We start from the raw sequence: 23,583 nt of genomic DNA on the forward strand, positions 1-23,583 counted from the left end.
CTTTTACCTACCCTACATGGCGCTGTATCCCCCATCCACCATCAAAATTTCCCCCGTCACATAAGAAGCTGCTTCAGACGCGAGAAATATCACTGGCCCAATGAGTTCCTCTGGTTTTCCGCGTCGTTTCATGGGAATCACAGCACTTAAATGTTGCTGATCATCTTGTGGCGATCGCCTAAATGTTTCAGTACCTTCCATAATGTTGTCGATATAGCCAGGAGCAAAAGCATTAACTCGAATCTGGTGATTTGCCCATTCCAGTGCTAGCGATCGCACTAGTAAATTTACCCCTCCTTTCGATGCTGTATAAGCCGCCGAACCACTGATTCCCACTACACCACCAATAGAAGAGTTCATGATAATTGAGCCGCCTGTCCCTTGTTCGATCATTTGTTTAGCTGCAAGTTGAGCGCAGTTGAAATATCCTTTCAAATTGACGTTGATGATGTTATCCCACTCCAACTCCTCTAAGTCAGCCGCCGGTTTGATGATGTCAATGCCGGCATTACACACCATAATGTCGAGTTTGTGGTAATAGTTTACGGTTTGTTCAATTAGGCGCGAACAGTCTTGGCGATTTCTGACATCGGTAGGAATTGCGATCGCTTCGCCTCCAGCCGCTTGAATTATTTGTGCGGTTTTTTCTGCTTCGGTTGCTTTAATATCAGCAACTACAATCTTTGTACCTACAGCTGCTAATCCTTGAGCTATGGATTTGCCGATACCTCTTGCAGATCCGGTGATAATGGCGACTTTTCCTGTTAGGTCAAAAAGGGAAGGTTTCACGGTTTTTTGTGGGAGTGGTATTTTAAAATGGATACGAACCACAGAGGCGCAGAGGGCGCAGAGGGAAGAGATTGAGAGAGGATTAATTATCGATATTCTGTTGGGTTATGTAGTTACTCATTTTCTCTGCGTTCTCTGTGTCTCTGCGGTTCGTTTTATTAAATTTTGGATAGTTTCTGCCTGCTGGACAATGGTAGATTTTTCAAATAGGGAAACTAAGGGTAGCTCTATTTGCCAAGCTTTCTGTAATTTGTATGTAAGTTGTAGAACTAGTGAAGAATGTCCTCCAAGGTCAAAGAAGTTATCTTGTATACTGATATGTTCTAAACCTAAAACTTCTTTCCAAATAGCTAATATGGTTTCTTCAATAGAGTTACTGGGTTCAGTAAATTCATTTGCAGAATTGTGGTTAACTATTGGTAATTTATTATTTTGAATTGGTAAATTTTCACCTTCATTTAAAAAGGGAAGTTCTCTAAGGCGTTGGTCAGGATTAGTAACTATGTATTCAAGTAAGTTTTGAAATACTGTTACCATTCTGGCGATAGTAGCAGGTGTAAACAAATCCGTTCTGTAGACTAAAGCACCTTCAATTCCCTCTGTTGTTTCTTGGAGTGTGAGATTTAAATCAAACTCGGCTGTATCTTTGGTATCTGTGGCAATAAATTCCTCCTTTAAAGTCAAATTTGCCAGTTTTAAATCATCTTCTGGAGTATTTTGGAAAACAAACATCACTTGAGCTAGCAGTGTGTAACTAGAGTCTCTCATCGGTTGCACTTGTTCTACTAGTTTGATGAAGGGCATTTCTTGATGTGCATACACTCCTAAAGACACTTCCCGCACTCGCCGCAATAGTTCGCGGAAGCTGGGATTGCCTTCTAAGTTGGTGCAGAATGGCAGTAAATGGACAAAGAAACCAATCAGTCCTTCTGTTTCGGGACGGGTACGATTGGCAACTGTTGTACTCACAATGATGTCTGGTTGTCCTGTGTAGCAGAAAAGTAATGTTTTGAGTGCTGCTAACAAGGTCATAAATAAAGTTACGCCTTCCTGCTGACTCAAGATTTTGAGTGCTTTGGTTAAGTCTGAAGAAATCACCAAAGGTTGACGCGCACCTGTGAAAGTTCGCAGGGCTGGGCGTGGATAATCGGTTGGTAGTTTTAAGACTGGAGGATGAACACCTAAATGTTGTTTCCAGAATTGCATTTGTGATTCTAAGCTTTGTCCCTGTAATAATTGTCTTTGCCAATGTGCAAAGTCTGCATATTGAATGGGTAACTTGGTTAGTGGGGAGGGTTTACCTTGAGAAAAAGCTTCGTAAAGGGTTGCCATTTCTTGGGTTAACACGCTAAAAGACCAACCATCAGCAACAATATGGTGTGTAGTGACAACAAGTAAATGCTCGGTTTCACTCAAACGCCAAAGCTTACTCCGCAATAACGGCCCCTGCGCCAAATCGAAAGGCTGCTTAATCTCTTTCTCAGCTTGTCGTTTCGCTTCCGATATGTTTTGTACGTCTATGACAACAAAATCAAATACAGGTTCGGCAGAAATTGCATACACTACTTGTCCGTTTTCAACTTTAAAGGTGGTTCGCAAGGTTTCGTGTCGGCGGACAATTTCTCTTAAACTCTCCTCTAACGCTTTCACATCCAGCGAACCTGTAACGCGATAGACTAGCGGCAGATTGTAAACAGGATTACCAGGATAGAATTGCTCGAAAAACCAAAACTCTAGCTGAGTTAAGGAGATTGGCTGTGTTGCATTTGGCGATCGCCTGGCTTCTAATGGTGTAATCTCTTGCTGATTAGCTGCTTCGACTGTTCTAGCTAAAGTTGCGATCGCTGGAAATTCAAATAAACTTCGCAGAGATAATTCTACCTTAAATGCTTTGCGTGTCAGAGAAATAACTTGAGTGGCAAGTAATGAATGTCCTCCTAAATTAAAGAAATTGTCGTAAATTCCAACTTGTTCTAACCCCAAAACATCCCTCCAAATACCTGCCAAAATTTCTTCGGTGGGAGTCCGGGGTGCAACAAAAGTTTGAGCTAATTCTGGTCTGCTGGTCGTCGGTTCGCTCAAAGCGCGACGGTTAACTTTACCATTGGGGGTCAAGGGAAAGGACTCCATCTGCACAAAAGCTGATGGAATCATATATTCTGGCAATTGGTCTTGAATAAAATTACGCAACTCTTCGATGGTGAGAGTCTGTCCTTGAATTGGTACGAAGTAAGCGACTAAATATTTTTCCCTAGCACTTTGCCCAAACACCTTAGCCACTGCTTGGTTGATTTGGGGATGTTTGCTCAAAACCGCTTCAACTTCGCCAAGTTCAACCCGAAAACCCCGAACTTTTACTAAATCGTCTATGCGTCCCAAAAATTCAATGTTGCCATCTGGTAAATATTTAGCTAAGTCCCCAGTTTTGTATAGCCTCCTGCCTCCTGCCTTCTCAAACGGATTTGGAACAAATTTTTGTTCTGTCAAATCTGGGCGGTTGAGGTAGCCACGAGCCAAACCATCACCGCTAACGTAGAGTTCCCCAGGAACGCCAATTGGCACGGGTTGGAGATTGCGGTCTAATAGATAAACTTGCACGTTAACCGCAGGCTTACCAATTGGTGGATAAATTGGCCATTTATCTGGCTCTTGGCTAAAGGTATAAGCTGTAACTAAATCTGCTTCTGTGGGGCCGTATAAATTGTAGAGTCTACAATTCTCCAGACGCTTAAACAGCTTAATCATTGGTTGAGTAATCTGGAGTTGTTCGCCACAGGCGATCGCTTCTCTAATATTCTTAAATAAATGTTCTTCCTCTCCGTATATTTCTGCTAATTGTTGCCATAAGGTGACGGGAAGGAATACCTTGGCGATTGGTTCAAATGCAAGTAACTGAATTAATTTATCTAAATCCTTGCGATCGCTTTCGCCAATCATAAATAGTGTGCCACCTAAACCCCATGCCGCAAACATTTCGTGATAGCTGACATCAAAACTTAGGGAGGCAAACTGAAGAACACCCACACCTGTTGTCATCTTCGCTTGATGGTGTTCTATTAAATTGGTTAGCGATCGATGGGGGACAAGAGTACCTTTAGGAGTTCCTGTAGACCCAGAAGTATAAATTATGTAAGCTAAATTATGCGCTTCTGTATCTGTCTGAAGATTGATATCAGATTCTTTGGCGATCGCATTCCATCCTTCATCTACCAAAATTAAATGATGGTGGAAATCTCGCTCAAGCAATGGCTTTAAACTAGCTTGAGTTAAAACAACGTTTGCACTAGTATCCGCTAGCATAAATGCTAACCGTTCTGGAGGATAGGTGGGGTCAAGGGGAACGCAAGCACCGCCAGCTTTCAGGGTTGCTAATATGGCAACTGCTGCTTCTAAAGAACGTTCTAAACAAATCCCCACAGGTACATCTGGCTTGACACCTAAACGTTGTAGATGATGTGCTAGTTGATTGGCGCGTTGGTTTAACTGTCGGTAGGTCAATTGTTGATTTTCATACACCACCGCCACAGATTCGGGTGTTTTTTCAACGTGCTGCTCAAATAATTGATGGATGCAATCATGGATGGGATTGGCAGCTTGAGTAGCGTTCCATTCGACTAAAAGTAAATTTTGCTCTGCTGGTGTGAGTAGTGGTAATTCGCCTGCACTGCGATGAGGTAATTCAACAATGCCCTGTAATAGGGTGAGTAAATGACCGATCATCCGATCAATGGTATCTGCGTTAAAGCGATCGCGATCGTAGTTGATTTTGATTACCAGTTCATCACTAGGAATTGCCACCACCGTTAAGGGATAATTCGTTTCTCCGAGGGCTTGGCGATCGGCTATTTTTAAATTCCCTGGAAGTGCTTGCAAGGTTAAGTTGACAGGATAGTTCTCAAACACAACAATGCTTTCAAACAAAGGTTGATTCCTCGGAATCTCACTCACGCCTTGAATATCTACTAGTGAAGTGTAAGAATACTGCTCCCGTTCTATATGTTCTTGTTGCAATTGCACTAACCAAGGCAATAAATCACCTGTTTCAGGGATTTTTACCCGTACAGGTAGGGTGTTAATAAATAACCCCACCATCGACTCTACACCAGATAAATTATGAGGACGACCCGACACTGTAGCCCCAAATACTACGTCAGACTCACCACTGTAGCGACTAAGTAACAATGCCCAAGCTGCCTGTATCAAGGTAGAAAGGGTGAGATGATGTTGTTGGGCAAAAGATTTTAAAGTAGCAGTTGCCTCGGTTGATAAATGTTGGTATCGAATATAACTGGTTTGCTGGTGAGCAATCTGCCCTACAGCTTGTTCCACAACCAAAGGGGTAGGAGTAGTAACACCCTCAAGAGTTCGCCGCCAAAATTCCTCTGCACTAGATAAGTCTTGCTGCTGTAACCAATTAATGTAATCTCGGTAAGAACGAGTTGGAGCTAAATATAATGGTTGATTATTGGTAATGGACTTGTAAAAAGCAAAGATTTCTTTGAAGAGAATCGGCCAACTCCAACCATCGAGCAATATATGATGAAAGCTCCAGACAAAATGATAAGTCTCGTCTGCTAACCGAAATAAAACAAACCGCATCAAGGGAGCTTTGTCAAGTTCAAAACTTTGCTCTTTATCTATATTTAAGAAAGAGTTAATTTGTGTTTGCTGTTCCTCAGATGATAGTAAACGCAAGTCTTTGTTATGCCAAGGTAACTTAACTTGTTTACGTACTACTTGGACTGGCTGTTTGCGGTTCTTCCAAACAAAAAGAGTTCGTAAAGCTGCGTGTCTCTGTACTACTTGTTGCCAAGCTTGTTCAAACGCACTCTTGTTTAAATTGCCGTGAATAGTGAAGCGAAACTGCTCAAAGTATATTCTTGATTCTGGTTGATAGAGTGTATGAAATAGCATCCCCTGCTGCATTGGCGAAAGGGGATAGATGGCTTCGATATCTTTTGTTTTATTTTGATTTTGTATAGCTACCATTGCTTTATTTTATATATTAATTATTTTTTTGAACTAACCACAAAAATGCAAACCTATAAAAATGTATATGAATTATGCAAAAAATATTTGAACCTTTTCTTAACTTTGTGTCCTACCCTTCGGGAAGCCACTTCGTGTCTATGCGTCCTTTGCGGTTCGTTTTATTAAAAAGCTCCTGTAGATAACCCGCCATCTACTGCAATAGTTACACCTGTTATATAACTAGCGCATTCTGAACTTAAAAAAGCCACTAAATTAGCAACTTCACTAGAAAGACCACGACGACCTATAGGAATGGTATTATCTATCCCTTGTATAATTGCCTCAATATTTCGGTCTTCCTTTTGGGCGAATACTTCTAAATATTCTCTATGCCTTGGAGTATCAATCAGACCAGGATTGACACAGGTAACTAAAACATTCCACTTAGCAACTTCTGTGGCAACAGTTTTAGTAAAGTTGATTAATGCAGCATTGCACACTCCCGATTTAACAAGACGACTAGAAGGTTCTTTTCCTGATGTGCCAACAATATTGATAATGCGCCCCCATTGCTGATTTTTCATCGTTGGTAGCACCAGATTCGTCATGCGAATATAGCCCATTAACTTGCCTTCAAAAACAGTTGACCAATCTTCGTCAGAGAGATTTTCTACTGCTTCATTAGAAAATGTAGCTCCCTGAGAATTATTGACCAAGATATCAATTTTGCCAAATTGGGTGAGAGCTTCTTGTACTAATTTTTGAGAATCACTTGCATTTTGAACATCAGCAAGAATAGGGATAACTTTTGCTTGAGAACTAACTAAACCTTGATAAGCTTGTTCTAACCGCTCAGAATTTCTTCCACAAATTATTAACTGACAACCTTCTGCTGCCAGCTTTTGGGCAACGCTATAACCAATACCAGCACTTGCTCCTGTCACTAAAGCTATTTTCTGTGTTAATCCTAAATCCATGATGAATATTCCTTTAGGTTGCAGTTAGCGATCGCGCAGTTATTTCACTTAAAGAAACTTCTTTTTCAGATAAATGAGAACTAGGTTGAATCAAAATTTTAATCAAAGATACTGCTTCATCAGAGGAATTATATCCTCCACAAAATACATTAACCGGAGCATAATAAATACTACCATATTCTAGTCGTTGCTGTTCGTCTTCCATAGACATCATCAACTGTCCATTCAGAATTATTCCCATTTGTTCGCTAGTAGATTGTTGCATTGGGATAACTCCTCCTGGCGGAATTTCGGTAATCACAATCTCAAACCAAGATGCAACAATAGATTTACATGGTAAACCAGTAATTTCATCTTTTTTAGGCGATACCTTGAGAAACACTTCGTCAGTTTTTTCTGATGGTAAAGAAGTTACGCTCCGTTTTACATCGAATACTATTGCTGTTTCTGGAAAAATATTTACAGAACCGTGAGGAACATAAGCATTGGCAATATAAGCTTGTTGTAGCGGTTCAATAATTTTTTTGGTTCCGTTGACGTTCATTTCTAAACGGCCAGAAATTATCATCCCCATCTGACTTTCTAGATGTTTGTGTAGGGCAAAATTAGCTCCGGGAGGAAGATACACTAGTTGAACAAGTGTGTCTTGACATTCATAAGCTATTAATTCTACATCTGAAGCAAGTTTTGTAATCTTGGGAGTTGGGAAAAATTTAGACATGACTTTCTGCTAATTTTTTATAAAAAATTGACCAACTCATAGGGATTTTTCCATAAGTGGAAATAAACTCCAAATCATAAGCGTCAACAGCATTTTTATTAGTAATAGCTAGAGTAGCTAAACCCTGTTGTACTTGAATTGCCGCATCGCTAGTAGAAGGAGACAAATCAACCTGAATTTCTGATTGGTCTTGGGAGTCTGGTAAAAGTCTTGACAACAAAGGTAAAGGTGCAGGATGAGTAACAAGTCTAGCTCCTTTAAAAACTACCTCTGTATTTTTCTTCTTAGCTAATCCATAAACTGGAGTAGGATAGATAAAAATGAAGCCTAGATCAAAACTTGGCTCCATATAAAATTCATTAATCATTTGGTAAGCATGAGGAACCAGAGCTAAATCAATCTTGTCTTGTAGCAAAGCTTCTTTGACATCTGGAAAACCATCAAATAACTGAATTTCTCCAGTTAATTCTTCTGACTCTAATTGTTTAATTATATAGCTAGAAGCATAGTCACTACTAGTACCACTAGGCCCCAATGTACCGAGAATCAAACTTTTTGTATGAGGAATAGGAGGTCGAAATTCAATCGAAAACTTTAGCATCGTTTTAATCAAGGTCGTATAGTAGAAAAAATCAAGTTAAAATTACTAATTTTTAAACATGTTCTCCGCCAAATATTAATTTTCGATCTATATATTGAGACTTACTCTGACTCAAAATCAATGCAGTTAGTACCAAAGCCGTACCAATCAAACCGCGTACTCCAAACTTCTCACCGAGTAGCCAAAAGGAAAAAACGGACGTGAGTACCGGATCGAGGGTACACAATAGCGCTGCCTCTGAAGCTGAAATCCATTGCTGACCTATTGTTTCTAACCAGGTAGTACCAGCAGTCCCTACCAGACTGAAATAGAGGACAATGCCATAGTTATTGCTCAGAGTCTCAAATTGCCTGACGCTCAAATCCGGCACTGCCCAGATGGTACTTAACACTGCTACAATCCACAGTTGGATGGCAGTCAAGGATAGGGTTGAGTGGCGTTGTGCCGTTTGCTGAAGTACCAGCATATAAACCCCGTAAATGAAGGTGTCGCCAAACAACAACAAGTCACCCATGCCTAGAGAGCCATTTTCCCAGCACATAATGCCGATGCCTGTGAGGGCAACTCCGGCAGCGAGTACAGTTTTCAGCAGCAAGGGCTGACCGAATAACGCCCCCAGCAGGGGTACGATGATCACATTTAGGCTGAAAATGAATCCTCCCCGGTTGGCATTGGCAGTTTCCAGCCCGATCGCTTGGAAGGCGAAGCAGGCGAAAAGTAGAAGTCCTAAAATTATCCCATCACGTAATATTTGAACGTTTAAAGAGCGTAAGTATGGGGTAAATATTGCTGCTGCAACAGTAAAACGGCTGGCGGTGAGTACAGCTGGTGAAAAGCTAGTGACTGCATCTTTGGTCAGTGGGAAGGTTGTCGCCCATATTAGACTGACGATCACGATCGCAATCATGCCCCGAATGTGGAGGGCGTTTTGCGTGGGTTGAGTGCAGTCATCTAGTTTCATGTTATGTTTACTATTCATTTAGACACGTTGCAATGCCCCAGAACTTCTTAGTTCTGCTAAGGTGGCATTGCCAGTACAAAATAAAGCTGTTTCGAGTTCAGCAATCAGAACTTCGACCAACTCATCAACGGCGGCTTCCGATTTGACGGCTGCTTCTAAAAAAGGTCGGGCTAAACCTGCTAAATCGGCTCCTAAAGCGATCGCCTTTGCTACATCCAATCCGTTAAGTAACCCGCCGGAAGCAATTAAGGGAATTGTCGGCGCGTTCCCCCGGATGGAATTGATGCACTCGGCGGTTGGTAAACCCCAATCAGCAAAAGTTTGTCCCAAACGGCGCTGCTTGTTGTCTTTGGCGCGTTGGCTTTCTACTTTTGACCAGGAAGTTCCACCTGCGCCAGCGACATCAATGGCTGAAACTCCTGCATCAATTAACTTTTGTGCCATCGCCGCAGAAATTCCATTTCCCACTTCTTTGACAACAACTGGAACAGGTAGTTGCTGACAAAGTTGGGCAATTTTACCCAACAGCCCCCGGAAATTTGTATCTCCCCGTGATTGCACACATTCTTGCAGGGGGTTAAGATGCAAAATTAGTGCATCCGCTTCCAGAGAATCTACAAGGCGCAAGCAATCATCAAGTCCACATCCATAGTTTAGTTGTACAGCCCCCAAGTTCGCTAACAACAGAATGTCAGGAGCAAAGGAGCGCACGGCAAAGGTAGGAGCTAAATGAGGTTGTTCAATCACAATTCGTTGAGAACCAACTCCCATTGCTAATTGGTAGCGTTGAGCAACAGTTGCTAAACGTGTATTAACTAGCTGCGCTAATTCAGTTCCTCCTGTCATGGAAGAAATCAGCAGGGGAGCGCCGAGATTTTTACCCAGGAAGGTAGTTTGCAGATTGATGTCGCTGCGGTTAATTTCCGGCAGACAATCATGAATAAACCGATAGCACTCAAATCCACTAGTTACGTGCTGAAATTGGACATCTTCTTCTAAACAGACACGTAAATGGTCAGCTTTGCGAGTCTCAATTTCAGTTACAGCATTGACTGATGGCACAGTGGTAGTCATAATGGTTTCCGTTGACGGCGGGTTATTGGTAGTTTGGTGTAAATAGCCTCCTGAAACTTAGCAACATCAAATTCGGCAATACTAAATACTCCTGTTTTATCAAACAGCCGCGAGGAAACGCTGTCTTGACAGATGTAGTTAACGCGAATGTCCTCATGTAACGATTCCAGAAGCAGTTGAATGTTTGCTAGCCGCGCCTCTTCAATGGCTTTACTGTGAGGATCGTTTGGATCAAGAACATGACCATAACTGCGAACATGAAAACGGCACTCTCTTGGCCCGGCGGGAACTAAGGAAAAAGTTTGGACGTGTTCGGGAAATACGCTCAAAGAAAAAGGCATCGGGATTTCTTCTTGCGCTGACATTGAGCAGAAGGCTGAGTAACACAGCGTTTCGGGCAGAGAATCGTTTTCAGCAGCGAAATCTTGTAATTCCTGTTCGCGTTCCCAAGAATGTCGAGCGATCGCTTTGGCACAATCATAATATTGTCGCTCTATTGGGGTTAAGCTGGGTGAAGCCGGATCGCGCATGGGAATAATCATGCCGTTGATGCCTTCACAATCACTCGACACTCCAAACCGACGAGTTAAACCTTTGTGCATCATGGGAAAGTGATAATCTTCTAAAAAGTTTTCCCACAAAAGTTTGTAATCCACCTCTACATTAATGTCATAGCGACCAACTCCACCAATCGGCTGCATATCTTCAAGTTGATATGGTTCTAATAACCCAGGTGAATACCAACTATCGGCTAATCTTGAGCCTTCCCAACTAAAGCGAATGAAAATAAATCCATAAAAAATGTCAATATCGATGGGTTCTAAACCGTAATTAGGTAAACCAAATTTTGGATAGCTCGCCCGTTGTGTGACATCCTGAAGTTTACCGGCGAATAATTCACCGCTTGCAGTGCGGATGACATAAGCTCTTTCACCGATAATATCTAGCCAAGTGAAGTTACCCGGTTGTGGAACTTCGTTGATATGGCAAACAAATTGCCAAGTTGGTTTAATTAAATGCTCAACTTCAAGAGCAAACAATGCTGCATCACCATAAATCCAGATTGGCAATGCTTGCCTTCTTTCAGATGATTCGGGATATTCTATGTCATCAGCATCAATTTTGGAATACTCAATAGGCTTTCCAATGATTTGCTTTTGATCGTCATTGCTGTAAACTCGTTGCAGCACTTCATCCAGTTCTGGGGTTGACCCATCACTATCAACAGTCAGGATAACGTGTTTGAGTTCCGCCATCAATGACTCTAATATTAATTGGTGGCGATCGCTTCTTCCTTGTGAGGTAATCTCTACAATTAGCTGTTTTATATTCTCTTCTAAATAACCAATTCTCAACCAGAGGCGGATTTGTTCTGGAAGCGTGGCGCTTTCTCCATCTGCATAGCCTGGACTTACAGAATTAAGCAGATTTATAATTTCTACCCCGATCTTTTGATGGCTTTCAGGTTGTGATTCTTGCTTGATATGACTATTTTCTGAAAGCTTGGCAAAAATTCCCTGATTTTCATCAATTTTGACCTCAAACTCCTGCAAACTGTAGTTTGTCAAATCAAAATCAGCACCAAACTCTCCTCTATTTGCACCTGGTGCATTCTTGCAATGACCATCTATACCATAAGCCCATCCATGATAAGGACAAAGAGCCGACTTATCTACATTTACACAACCCTGACCTTCAAAGACCGGTGCTTGGCGATGAGTGCAGACATTGAGGAAAACGCGAATCTTTCCGTCTACTTGGCGTACAGCCACTAACGGTTCCTGAAAAACCTGAACAGTAATAAAATCTCCAGGCTTAGGAATTTCTGCTGCGCGACAAATAAAATACCATTTCTCTAGTTCTGATGGTTCAACAAAGATTGAACGAATAATTTTAGCGGCAAAGTAATTATAAACAGTTTTAATATTAACTTCTGACTGATTTTGTTTGTTATATTCAGCAACACCATTTAATAAATATTTATAAATATCTTCAATATCAGGATTGCCTTTTGCTGATAATAAATTGATGATAAAACTATTCCATTTTACCTCATTATTCTTAGCAAAATTAGTCCCCATAGCAACAAGGGAATATTGATTTTTCCCAACTTCAACAAAAAGTTTACACAGTTCCTTTTCTTTGACTAAAGTCATTTCATTTTTTCCTACTCAATCATCATATTCGGGAGTAATTGTTATGGAATTGTGGCAACAATAGGGAATTGGTGTACCCTAACTCTTCTAATGTAGTCAAAATTTTATTTGCGCTTTGGGAAATACTTTCTTGATTAGTTTTGCATTCAACATCAGGTTCAAGAGGTATTTCATATAAATCATCAATTCCAGTGAAATTTTTGATTTCGCCAGCCCTAGCTTTTTTATATAAACCTTTGACATCTCGCTGTTCGCAAACTTCTAATGGTGCATTAACGTATACTTCAATAAAATCTCCAATCCGTCCTTTGACTTCTTCACGAATTGCTCGATATGGCGAGATGACCGAAACCAGTACAATTACATTATTTCTAGTTAAGAGTTGAGCTACAAAACCAATTCGCCGAATATTTTCGTCTCGATCCTCCTTGCTGAAAGTTAACCCCTTACTTAAGTTTTGGCGCACTACATCGCCGTCTAGTACTTCAATTTTATAACCTTGCGATCGCAGTTCTGTTTCCAAAAAACGGCAGATGGTGGTTTTACCAGCACCACTCAAACCAGTTAACCATATTGTTACACCACGCTGTCCTTCCACCATCCTATTCTTACGCTTTTACTAAACTGCTGGTCTAAAAAAGTGATGTTTTGCGATTTTTAATCTGATTCCTTTTATGCATTTAGTTTCGCTTAATTAATAAGCTGCCAATAACCAATAATAGATGTAAATTAATAACTAACAATTGGTTATTAGCAATACTTAAATTTAATATTAATCTTCTAAAATTGGTTCGGGAATGACTGGTACTGGATGGTCAAGGCGATAAGCATTCCAAGGTTTGCTGAAAGATTCTCGTTTAATTTCGGAAAATCTTCTTAACTGTTTATAAAATAGACTTTCATAAAAGTCTAACTCTTTTTTTATATAATAAGGAGCTTTCTCTCCGTAAACTTTTACAAACATTCTGTATGTATTATAATGTTTAGATGCTACATCTTCTGAGTAAAACATCAAATCGTCTTCAATGTCGTTGACAACTTCTAGAGGCCACATCAATTTCAATTCTTCATTTAACTCTTCTTCTTGGTAATTTAGACCTAACATTTTGAGCAAAGTACAATGCAATACTCGATAGTCAGAAGACCGTAATTCAGCCGCTTTTTTAATCATTTCGTGAGTAACATGAGAACTGGCTAAAATCTGGGTTTCTAATTCAAAGTACTCTCCCAGTTTCTCCATATAAAATTCAACTTTATAATGTTTGAGATCGTACTCTTCTAAAACAGCCAAGATAATTTCTTGTTTGGATTGCCAAGGAGAATGTTGGAGTGTCGCATAGCCTTCACCTTGAATTTTTTCAACTTCATCATCGGTTTGATAAACCAGAGCTTCAATAAAACCTAAGATGGGATAAAACCGAAAAAAATCATTCATTGAGAGATTATAAATTGGAAAATAATAAAGCATAAACTCTCTCAATACTCTGCTAGACCGACGCATACTTTGATAAGAAATGCAAGAAATTTTGGAAGCAAGTTTATTAACCAAAATCCCTGAATTACGCGTGGCTGTGAGTGTTGCTTTCGAGATTGTCATAAACAATGAATAAGGTTGGTGTGGAAAACTAAAAACAATGGATAAAGTGAGAACAAGTCTTTTCTTGACAGATATGAATTGTGAACGACTTCATTCAATTTCTGATAGCAGTTCATCCAACGCTTCTTGACTAAAATTAACTTCAGGAAAATCTGAAGGAGTATAGCCTCCTGCTTCTGAGCATAAGCAGTGGTCAATAATACCCTCTAAAACTTTCATATAATTTTTAGCCAAGTTTTCTACAGTGGTCTGGTGATGGAAAGCCGAGCTATATTTCCACTCCAGTTGCAATCTACCTTCAATGACTAATCCATTCACATTCAACAAATGGCGGCGCTGTCCTTTGGAACTGTGAATAGAACCGCTAGACTCTTGAGCATATTTCCAACCAAGGGGCGCTAGGTGCGTTTGGTCGAATTGACCCAAGTAATTAAAGCTCACCTGAGCTTGAGGAAGTAGCTCAAGTTGCTTGTTTATAGTTGCATCCATGCTCAGATATCGCAGGATGCCATAGCCAATACCTCGGTTAGGGATGCGTCGCAGTTGCTCCTTGACCGACTTGAGAGCCTCTCCAGGATGGTAAAGACTTCCAAGTTTTAAGCAAACGGGGAATAAACTGGTAAACCAGCCTACAGTACGGGACAAGTCTATATCCTCAAACAAGTCCTCCCGCCCGTGACCTTCTAATTCAATCAGTAGGGAGTCATAGCCTGTCCATCCAGCAAAACTTTGCACTAATGCGGTCAAGAGTACATCGTTAATTTGGGTGTTATAGGCGACCGGGACATCTTGCAACAGGGTGCGAGTCTGTTCTACGCTCAGGGATATAGAGACAATCTGACTTGAGCCGACAGTGTTTGCTGAGGCAACAGCAGAGTAATCTAACGGTAAAGGAGCAACTGCGAATGAACTTGAGTGCAGCCAGTAATCTAGCTCTGAGTGCAGCCCTTGAGTATCTGCATAATCCTGCAATCGGATTGCCCAATCTTTGAAGGAAGTTGTTTTTGCAGGGAGTTCGATGTTGTTCCCACTATCTAACTGTTTGTATGCCCCAGCTAAATCTTCCAGCAAAATCCGCCAGGAAATCCCATCGACAGCTAAATGATGGATGACGATGAGCATCCGTCCGGAGGAAGATTTGCCTAAGTTAAATAGTACAACCCGCAGCAACGGCCCATCCGCTAAATTTAGCGATCGCTGTATTTCATCTGCCTTTAACTCAATGGCTTGTGATTGTTCTGCTTGAGTCAGGTTGGATAAATCAGCGATCGCTAAAGATATTGCATCGCACACATCACTGTTGTACTGTTGCCATTGCGCTGCTTGCTGCATAAACCGCAGTCGTAAAGCATCGTGATGGTACACCAGCTTTTGTAATGCTTGCTCTAGTAATTCCGGTTGGATATTTGGCGGAACTTCTAGCAGAACAGATTGGTTAAAATGATGGGGTTCGGGTAAATTCCGCTCAAAGAACCAATGCTGAATCGGTGTTAAGGGAACAATGCCCTTAACTAAGCCCTGTTCTGCCTCCTTGGAGGTAGTTGTCACAGCTACAGCAGCTAACTCAGCAATGGTTTGGTGCTGAAATAGCTGTTTTGGAGTTAGTTTTAATCCAGCTTGATTTGCTTTGGCGATAATTTGGATTCCAATGATGGAATCGCCGCCCAATTCAAAAAAGTTGTCGTGAATACAAACTTGTTTTAATCGTAAAGCATCTTGCCAAATTTTTACCAAGATTTTTTCAACGTCGGTGCGGGGAGAGACAAAGTTAGTTTTGTCATTAAACTCGAATTCTGGTACTGGTAAGGCACGGCGGTCTACCTTGCCATTGGGCGTAATCGGCAATACCTCCAGAACTGTGAAGGATGCAGGAATCATATAGTCGGGAAGCTTTTCTTTAAGGAACGATCGCAACTCGCTACTAATTGGCTGTTTTCCTTCGGGGATCAAGTATGCTGCCAAGTTTTTAATCCCAGGCTGATCTTCTCTAGCAATCACAACGGCATCCCGTACTTGAGGGTGTTGAGTTAAAATTACCTCAATTTCTGCAAGCTCAATTCGGAAACCACGGATTTTTACTTGGTTATCAATGCGACCAATAAACTCAATATTTCCATCAGGTAAGTAACGCGCTAAGTCTCCTGTTCTGTACAACTTTTTGCTAGAAGTTAATTGTGCTTCAGCAATGGGATTTGAGATAAACTTTTCTTCGGTTAAATCTGGGCGATTGAGATAACCTCTGGCTAAACCATCACCTCCAATACATAGTTCGCCAGGAACGCCAATCGGTACAGGTTGGAGATGACGATCCAGAATATAGATTTGCGTATTAGCAATTGGTTTCCCAATTGGCAAATTTGTTGCGCCTTCTGGTACTTCCTTGACTAAATACCAGGAAGAGAAAGTAGTATTTTCTGTTGGACCGTAAACGTGAAGCAGTCGTTTTGGAGGCTGATTTTGCAGTACTGTCCGCACCCCGTTTGGCTCAACTGCTTCTCCACCAAATAGAACAGTTTCTAGAGTTTTAAAGATTCCTGGTACTTGACTTACCAACTGGTTGAATAAAGCTGTTGTAATGAACAAAAAGTCAATCTGCTGATTTTGCAGTTGTGTAGCTAGTTGTGGCGGCGAAAGCAGGACTTCTTTACTAATACCTACTAGCCTAGCTCCATTCAGTAAAGCTCCCCAAATTTCAAAGGTAGCAGCATCAAAAGCTGCATTCGAGGCTTGAGCAACTCGGTGATTAGCTGTTAATTTCACGTAGTTAGTGTTACAAACTAACCGATTCACGGCTTGATGAGTAACAGTTATACCTTTCGGTTTTCCTGTAGAACCAGAGGTATAAATTACATAAGCTAGGTTATGATTCGATGCTTTGGTGGTTGTTGGATTTTCCTGGCTATACTTGCTAATTACCTCTTTCCAGTCAGTATCTAAAAATACAACTTGAGCGTTGGTTTTTGGTATCTGCGCTGCTAACTGTTCTTGAGTCAGTAGTATTGATAGCTGAGAATCATTCAGCATATAAGCCAAGCGTTCTTCAGGATAACTGGAGTCTAAAGGAACATAAGCACCACCCGCTTTGAGAATTGCCAGCATTCCGATAATCATCTGTGGCGATCGCTCAACACAAATCCCTACCAGTACCTCTGTTCCGACTCCCAAGCTTTGTAGATAATGCGCTAATTGATTGGCGCGATCGTTCAATTCTCGATATGTCAGGGACTCATCCTCATACACCACTGCTACTGCATCTGGTGTTTGTTCTACCTGCTCCTCAAACACTTGATGGATACATTTAGTATCGGGATATGGTATGTAAGTATCATTCCATTCCACTAGCAATTGATGACGTTCACGCTCAGTTAGCAATGGCAATGTACCCACTGATGCTTGAGGATTCGCCACAATTCCCGCTAATAATGTCTGGAAATGACCAGTCATGCGAGCGATTCTGTCTTCATCGAATAAATCGGTGTTGTATTGCCAGAACCCTTGTAAGCAGTTATCTTGTTCCCACATTTGTAATGTGAGGTCAAACTTGGCATTGACGTTATCTAGATGTAGAGGAGTAACAGCTAATTCAGGCGTTTCTAATTGCTCCATTGGAGCATTCTGCAATGCAAACATCACCTGAAATAGGGGACTGTGGCTGAGACTGCGCTCTATTTGCAAAGCTTCGACAATCTGTTCAAAGGGTACGTCTTGGTTGGCGTAGGCATCCATGCAAGTAGAACGTACTTGCGTTAGTAGTTTTGAGAAACTCGGATTATCTTCTAGTCGAGTTCGCATTACCAAGGTATTGACAAAAAAGCCAATTAGCCCTTCTATCTCTTGATGATTGCGGCTAGCGATCGGGGTTCCTAGCAGAATATCTTGCTGACCACTGTAACGGAATAGTAGAGCCGCATAAGCCGCCATCAAGGTCATAAATAAGGTAGTTCCTGACTTGTGGCTGAGTTCTTTCAGCGATGCCGTCACTTTTGCATCTAGCTGGAAGGAAAAACACCAACCTCGGAAAGTTTGTACAGAGGAACGAGGTCTATCTGTAGGTAGTTCCAACAGAGGTGGTGCGTCTGCTAATTGTTGCGTCCAGTAATTGATTGAGGTTTGTAGTGCTTTTCCTTGCAACCATTGGCGTTGCCAAATCGTAAAATCTGCGTATTGAATCGGTAGTTGTGGGAGGGAAGAAGAATCGCCAACCAAGAAACCTTGATATAAACTCGACAATTCTTTGATGAATACTCCCATTGACCAGCCATCACCGATGATGTGGTGCATGGTCAATAACAAAGCATAAGACTCTGACTTGAGTTGTACTAAGGTGACTCGCAGCAACAGCCCTTTGGTGAGATCAAAGGGTTGCAATTGATCTTGGGTTGCTAAAAGTTGCAATTGTTCTGACTGTTCGCGTCCTGACAAGTATTGCAAGTTTACAACCGAGAGTTTCATAGTTGCGTGAGGAGCAATTATTTGTACAGGCGTTCCCTCAACTGCACTAAAAGTAGTCCGTAGAATTTCGTGCCGGCGGATAATCTCGTTGAGGCTACGTTCTAAAACTTCTATATCTATACGCCCGTTAAGACGAACAGCCTTAAACATATTGTAGAAAGGGTTGTCCGGCTCCAATTGCGCCAAAACCCATAGGCGTTGCTGGGCGAAAGAAACAGGGAAAGTCTGAGATTCTGTTTGATTTCCCCGACGAACTTTCTCAATAGCACGGTTATTTCTTTTACTATCTATTCCCTGTTCCCTATTCCCTATTCCCTGTTTTTGATATCCCAAAGACTCTGCTACTTGCCAAGCTACATCACTTAAGAAGTCAGTGCTGTAATACTGCTTCCAACTATCTGCGGTGCTAGCATTAATACTCTGATGTTCATGGAATTTCACATCCCCCACCATTCTAGACTGGGCATAAATCCCATCGGTCATGCGCTGCTTTTTCTCTTTGTATGGTTGCAGCATATCAGGATGGAATTCTAACCCTAAAAATTGACATAAGCCTTCAACACTAGTCTGTGGTTGGCTAACTATGTCTTCAAATTTGACTTGATACTGGCGTTCTTGGGGAACTTGTTGCAAGAATTCGAGAATATTTTGATGGCTAATTAACCAAACGAGTTCAGCGAGTTCTCGCCTATTGAAGGGATGTTGATATGGAAATGTTTGCTCTACTCTAGCTTCTTCATAAGAGCGCATCGTTGCATAAGGATGACGCACAAGGTGTATGTAGAGTGGGTTTTGGAAGTTTATTTCCGCCCGTTTGAGTGTCTCTAAATCTATAGAGTAGGAGGGGGTCTTATCTACCAAGATTTTATCGCCCAGCCATTGCTGTATAAGTTGGTAGAACTGCTTGGTGGTGATATTTTTCGCTTCTAATTCTTCCATAAGTGCGATCGCTTCTTCTGGACTGCACCCACGGATTTGCATAATTGTCCGAATTGTCCCTTCCATCCAAAAGCTGTAACGTCCAGAAAATGCTGCTTTTCGTTCCCCAAGTGTATTGAAAGTCAGCAGTTCTAATTCTGGAGGCGCGAACAACTGCGGATTTCCCCCCAGGATGACGCGCAGTAAGGTAGAACCGCTACGATGAGGCGAGAGGATAAAGATAGCTGGTGGGTTTTTGATTGCGTCGTCATCTATTGGGGGAGCAATGGAAGGAATAAGCGATGTCTGGGGACAAGCTGCTATGCATCTACGCATTTGCAAAACTTTAGCTTCATCAATGCGCTCTTGTGGTATGTCACTAATTGAAGTTATTTCCTTACCCAAGAGTTTTGCTGCTGTTTGTGGGTAGTGTTCTTCTATGTAACTTGCTAGTTGAGCAACTGTCTTAGTATCAAATAGGACAACAAAATGAATAATCTCGTTTAGTTGTGCTTGCAGTTTGTTAATTAGAATCGCTCCTCGAATCGAGTCGCCACCTAGTTCAAAGAAGTTATCATCAATACCCACTCTGTCTAGTTTGAGGGCTTCTGCGAATAAATGTGCGATCGCCTTCTCTATAGGAGTACGAGGAGCAACAAATTCTATATCTAACTGAGGACGTTGGCGCTGTTGTCGTGATGCAATCTCTTTGAGGATGAGTTCGGGACTGTAGAGATTCCGAGCAATGCGCTCAAAGAAGTCTGCAAAGGAGGCTCTTTTTACCGAGCTATCAGATTTTGGTTCTCGATCAAAATTTATATCTACGGTAAATCCGTCGGATACGAGTACTTTATTGGATTTGGACGAGGCTACTTTTACAGCTTCTCTAACTACGTTATCTTTATCGGATATAAGTACTTTATTGGATTTGGACGAGGCTGTTTCTCTTATACTTCCATTAGACTCTTTAACTACGGTATCTGTATCGGATATATGTAATAAATTGGTTTCGGATGCGGTTTGAGATGGAAACTCGAATAACCAACCACCATCTTTCTCCTGCTGAAATTGTCTACCAACACTAACCAGAAAATCCCAAGCTGGTTGATTCTTCTTTGTAGGTGTATAGAAAAGCTCAACTCGTTCCAATCCTCTTTCTTGAGCAAGAGTTCCCAAATAGGCAAGCATTTTATGCTCCACACCCCGACCAAGCACCCGACAACTAAGCAAAAATGTGTCTACAGATAGTGCATTTTCTTGAGATTCAAACAAGAACAGACCGACTAAGCCATAATCTCCAAAGCGGTCTTTTACCTTGACTACCCGACACTCTAACCTTTCTAAATTACAAAGTTGTTGAATCTCAGCCTCAGACCGTCGGATTGTTGTGAGGTTAAACTGATTGGTGCGTTGGGTAAGTTGAGCAACCCGTGAAAGTTGCTCGTTTTGCATTGGGGAAATCTCAATTTCTAAGTTCAGTTGGGCGAGGAAATCGCTAAAGGAGAGAGAATCCTGTTGCAAACGCTGGCGCTGGACATTCTGTTGATAGAGATTAGTCCTTTGTTGATCTTCTTGGGTGGTTTGGAGTTGGTCGAAAGCCCAAATATGCTCTAAAAATTGCGGGATGCGATCGCACTCTTGAGGAAGTTGTAATGTCAGGACTTCTGGACAGTTTGCCTTAACTTCAGCACACTCAACTGGATTGTCATCAATGAAAATAAAGCTATCTAAACTCAGTTGTAGTTCGGTAGCTAAAGATTTCAGATTCTCCGATTTCGATTCCCAGTTAATGCGCCAATTAACGAGATGATGGCGTTTAAGCACCATATCTTGATGTTGGTCAAAAACTGCAAATACATCCTCTTCTTGATTCTTACTACACAAACAGATCAACTTTCCTGCTGCTTGCTGTGCAACGATAAATTCTTGTAGCGATCGAAATGGCGGATCAATTTTCACTCCAGCAACTCCATCCTCCCCACAAACACCACTCCATAGGGTGTAGTCGCAGTCAAGGGCAATCACCTTGTAAGGATAGCTCTGCAAAGCAAAGATTTTCCGCGCCAGCATCGTTCCCAAGGCACAGAAAAAGGTCGGTGTGTAAGGAATATGCCCTAGTTCGTCACCGTAGGGGTCATAGTACTCTTTTACTGGGTAAGTACTGGTCAATTCTTGATTTTTTATCAAGTATGCACCACTGACATTCTTGAGTTCAGCTGCTAATAATTCTTGCATCTTCTCATGGAAGACGTTACTTGCTGCCTCATTAGTTGGAGAGGGAGGACAGATACAGATTAAGTAAGGAATTGGCGATGATCGCGTTGTTGCAGTTTTCAAAGCACTGCCAAAATCCTTAACGGTTTGCTCTAGTTGGGCTAAGTCTTTTCCAAATTGCTGTGATCCTGGGTTGTGGTTCTGGTTGAGGCGAGTAGCGTAAATATTAAAGAGTCCTGAACCGTGCAGCAGAGACTCTTCATCTACAACAAAATTAAAGCCTTTGTCTTCAAGCAAGCGCATGACCTGTTTAAGCGTACTGCCTTCTTGGTCATGCACCTCCATAACTATTTGTTTAATCAGTGGCCAGTGATTGTCTTGAATACCTTGGAGAATTGCTAACTCGCTTTTTTCAGCATCTAGCTTCAGCAAATCAATCTTTTCAATCTTATATTCTTCGATAATTTCTGAAAGAGTTCGCAGTTGAGCCTGATAAGTTTCTCGCTCTAGTCTATCCTTGAGAAATTCATCAGCTAAACGTTCTAACGAATTTTCATCCAGAGAATTATCGCGTTGCAGCATATTAATAATGACTGAGCGAATAGCTTTTTCATCTTGCTCTGTATCAGCTGCAAAACTTGAGAAAACTGAGGAGCGAGGGTAGAAAGTGAAGGTTTCTTCTCTGGATTCGCCACCTAATCCACAGTTAAAAAGATGAGTATTTTGACAGTAGAGCTTTGCATTAGTCTGTAATTTGTCAAAGGCATGGGGCGCAGGTTCAAAAGCATAAATAGTCCCTTTTGGGGATTTTTGTTGGGCAAATAAGGTAAATAGACCAATATTTGCTCCGACATCGATTATACAGTCGTCTTCATTGAAGACAATTCCATGCTTTAAATAGACGCGATCGCCAAAAATTTCTTGATGCAAATACTCGGTTTCGTACTGGTTAAGGTGAGCTATTTCTAAGTGATTCGGTAAGGTGTGGCGTAAGCGATCGCCAAAAATTTGTTCTTTTAAATAATCGTCAACTCTTAATTGCAGACGATTCTTAGTTCCTTCCCAATCCTCAAACCTAACCAGAACTACATTGACTCCATTTTGATTGTTAGTCAGAAGGCTAGCTGGATTGAGAAGTTCTTGAAATACCTGATTGTAAGGAGTAAACTCTATTGAATAAGTAATTCCTATCTCTTGAAACCAATATGACAGGGAATCCTCAGCTATTTCACTTGTAAACGTAGCCGTAATAACAATTTTCTGCTCATATATGTGTTTTAATAAATCTTGTTTAGCCATAAAATTTATTCTTAATTACTTAATAATTATATGAATGAAGAAAATATGCGGTAATAAAAGCATCTCAATCAGTCTTCAAATAAGGTAATAAATTAAAAAAATTGATTTAAATTTTGTAGTTATAAATACAATAAACAGATAATCCCAGTTTTTTAAATAAAACGCAATACCAGTTAAGACATTTAAGAAGACATTTAAGAAGACATTTAAGCAACTTAAGAAAGTTAGGAAAGTTAAGAAACTTAAGCAGATATAGCTATCTTGCGGGGGGACAAAATGGTTTAGAATGCTTATATTGCAAAGAGTGTAGCAATTTGTGGTAAAAGAAAAAGAGCCTTAATTCGCAACAAGCTCTGTTTAATGATAATATTACCAGAATTCTACGAGACAAACCTCAAGCGAGAATTGGGACGTGCAGAATATTTATTACTAAGGGACTTCCAGAAAATAAAATATACAGATTATAAGAATGATAATCATTCGGAGTGGGGAAGGGAGAGGCTGCCTGCGGCAGCCTCTCCCTTCCCCAAATTGTAGTAAATTCAAGGATGATTCGATTTTTCGGTAGAAAAAGGTGTCTATACAATTAACCGATTCACTAAAACACTTGTTGAAGGAAACGGCACAGCTTCTTAAAGGGGCAGCCAAACGTAAATTTATTGCACAAACAGTTATGGCATTAGGATACGGAGGACACTCTCTAGCACAGCGAGAGTTGGGATGGAATCGGGTAACTATTAGTAAAGGAATTAAAGAATTAAATAGTGCTATCACTTGTATAGATAACTATCGAGGTCGAGGACGTTATAAAGCAGAATCACATCTACCAAATCTTTTATCAGATATCAAAAAG

Annotated in this window: 11 protein-coding genes and 1 pseudogene; 1 reads left to right on the forward strand and 11 read right to left on the reverse strand. The window is 41.1% G+C overall.

The features are described from left to right. Positions 1-12: 12 nt before the first annotated feature. The 11 genes from RMZ41_RS28320 to RMZ41_RS28370 form a co-directional block, all read right to left on the reverse strand. On the reverse strand, positions 13-789 hold the full coding sequence (locus RMZ41_RS28320) for an SDR family NAD(P)-dependent oxidoreductase (RefSeq protein ID WP_322640837.1): 777 nt from the start codon (positions 787-789) through the stop codon (positions 13-15). A gap of 117 nt (positions 790-906) precedes the next feature. Continuing rightward, positions 907-5,778, reverse strand: a complete 4,872-nt coding sequence (locus RMZ41_RS28325) for a non-ribosomal peptide synthetase (protein WP_322640838.1) — start codon at positions 5,776-5,778, stop codon at positions 907-909. A gap of 164 nt (positions 5,779-5,942) precedes the next feature. Then, positions 5,943-6,737 (reverse strand): SDR family oxidoreductase, encoded by a 795-nt coding sequence (locus tag RMZ41_RS28330; protein ID WP_322640839.1) that lies wholly within the window; start codon positions 6,735-6,737, stop codon positions 5,943-5,945. Positions 6,738-6,750: 13 nt separating this feature from the next. Further along, entirely contained in the window at positions 6,751-7,458 is a 708-nt protein-coding gene (locus RMZ41_RS28335; RefSeq protein WP_322640840.1) for a cupin domain-containing protein, read from the reverse strand. Next, positions 7,451-8,059, reverse strand: a complete 609-nt coding sequence (locus tag RMZ41_RS28340) for a LysR family transcriptional regulator (RefSeq protein ID WP_322640841.1) — start codon at positions 8,057-8,059, stop codon at positions 7,451-7,453. The genes RMZ41_RS28335 and RMZ41_RS28340 overlap by 8 nt, the downstream gene beginning before the upstream one ends. Positions 8,060-8,111: 52 nt before the next feature. After that, positions 8,112-9,038, reverse strand: a complete 927-nt coding sequence (locus tag RMZ41_RS28345) for a DMT family transporter (protein WP_322734333.1) — start codon at positions 9,036-9,038, stop codon at positions 8,112-8,114. Then, positions 9,039-10,094, reverse strand: coding sequence for a type 2 isopentenyl-diphosphate Delta-isomerase (fni, locus tag RMZ41_RS28350; RefSeq protein WP_322640843.1), 1,056 nt, complete (start codon positions 10,092-10,094; stop codon positions 9,039-9,041). Next, positions 10,091-12,250: a Rieske 2Fe-2S domain-containing protein gene (locus tag RMZ41_RS28355; RefSeq protein ID WP_322640844.1), complete on the reverse strand. Its 2,160-nt coding sequence runs from the start codon at positions 12,248-12,250 to the stop codon at positions 10,091-10,093. The genes fni and RMZ41_RS28355 overlap by 4 nt, the downstream gene beginning before the upstream one ends. Before the next feature lie 22 nt (positions 12,251-12,272). Further along, positions 12,273-12,851 carry an adenylyl-sulfate kinase gene (gene cysC, locus RMZ41_RS28360; RefSeq protein ID WP_322640845.1) on the reverse strand — a complete coding sequence of 193 codons (579 nt, stop codon included), beginning with the start codon at positions 12,849-12,851 and terminating at the stop codon, positions 12,273-12,275. Between the two features lie 171 nt (positions 12,852-13,022). Further along, complete coding sequence (locus RMZ41_RS28365; protein ID WP_322640846.1) at positions 13,023-13,685, reverse strand: hypothetical protein; 663 nt, start codon at positions 13,683-13,685, stop codon at positions 13,023-13,025. A 252-nt stretch (positions 13,686-13,937) separates the two neighbouring features. After that, the gene (locus RMZ41_RS28370) at positions 13,938-22,730 is read right to left on the reverse strand and encodes a non-ribosomal peptide synthetase (protein WP_322640847.1); all 8,793 of its coding nucleotides are present in this window, start codon (positions 22,728-22,730) and stop codon (positions 13,938-13,940) included. A 580-nt stretch (positions 22,731-23,310) separates the two neighbouring features. On the opposite strand from RMZ41_RS28370, the pseudogene RMZ41_RS28375 reads away from it, so the two are divergent. Further along, positions 23,311-23,583 (forward strand): annotated as a pseudogene (locus RMZ41_RS28375) (ISAzo13 family transposase); the annotation flags it as partial.

The sequence above is a fragment of the Nostoc sp. DedVER02 genome, from assembly GCF_034530675.2.
Lineage (GTDB): Bacteria > Cyanobacteriota > Cyanobacteriia > Cyanobacteriales > Nostocaceae > Nostoc.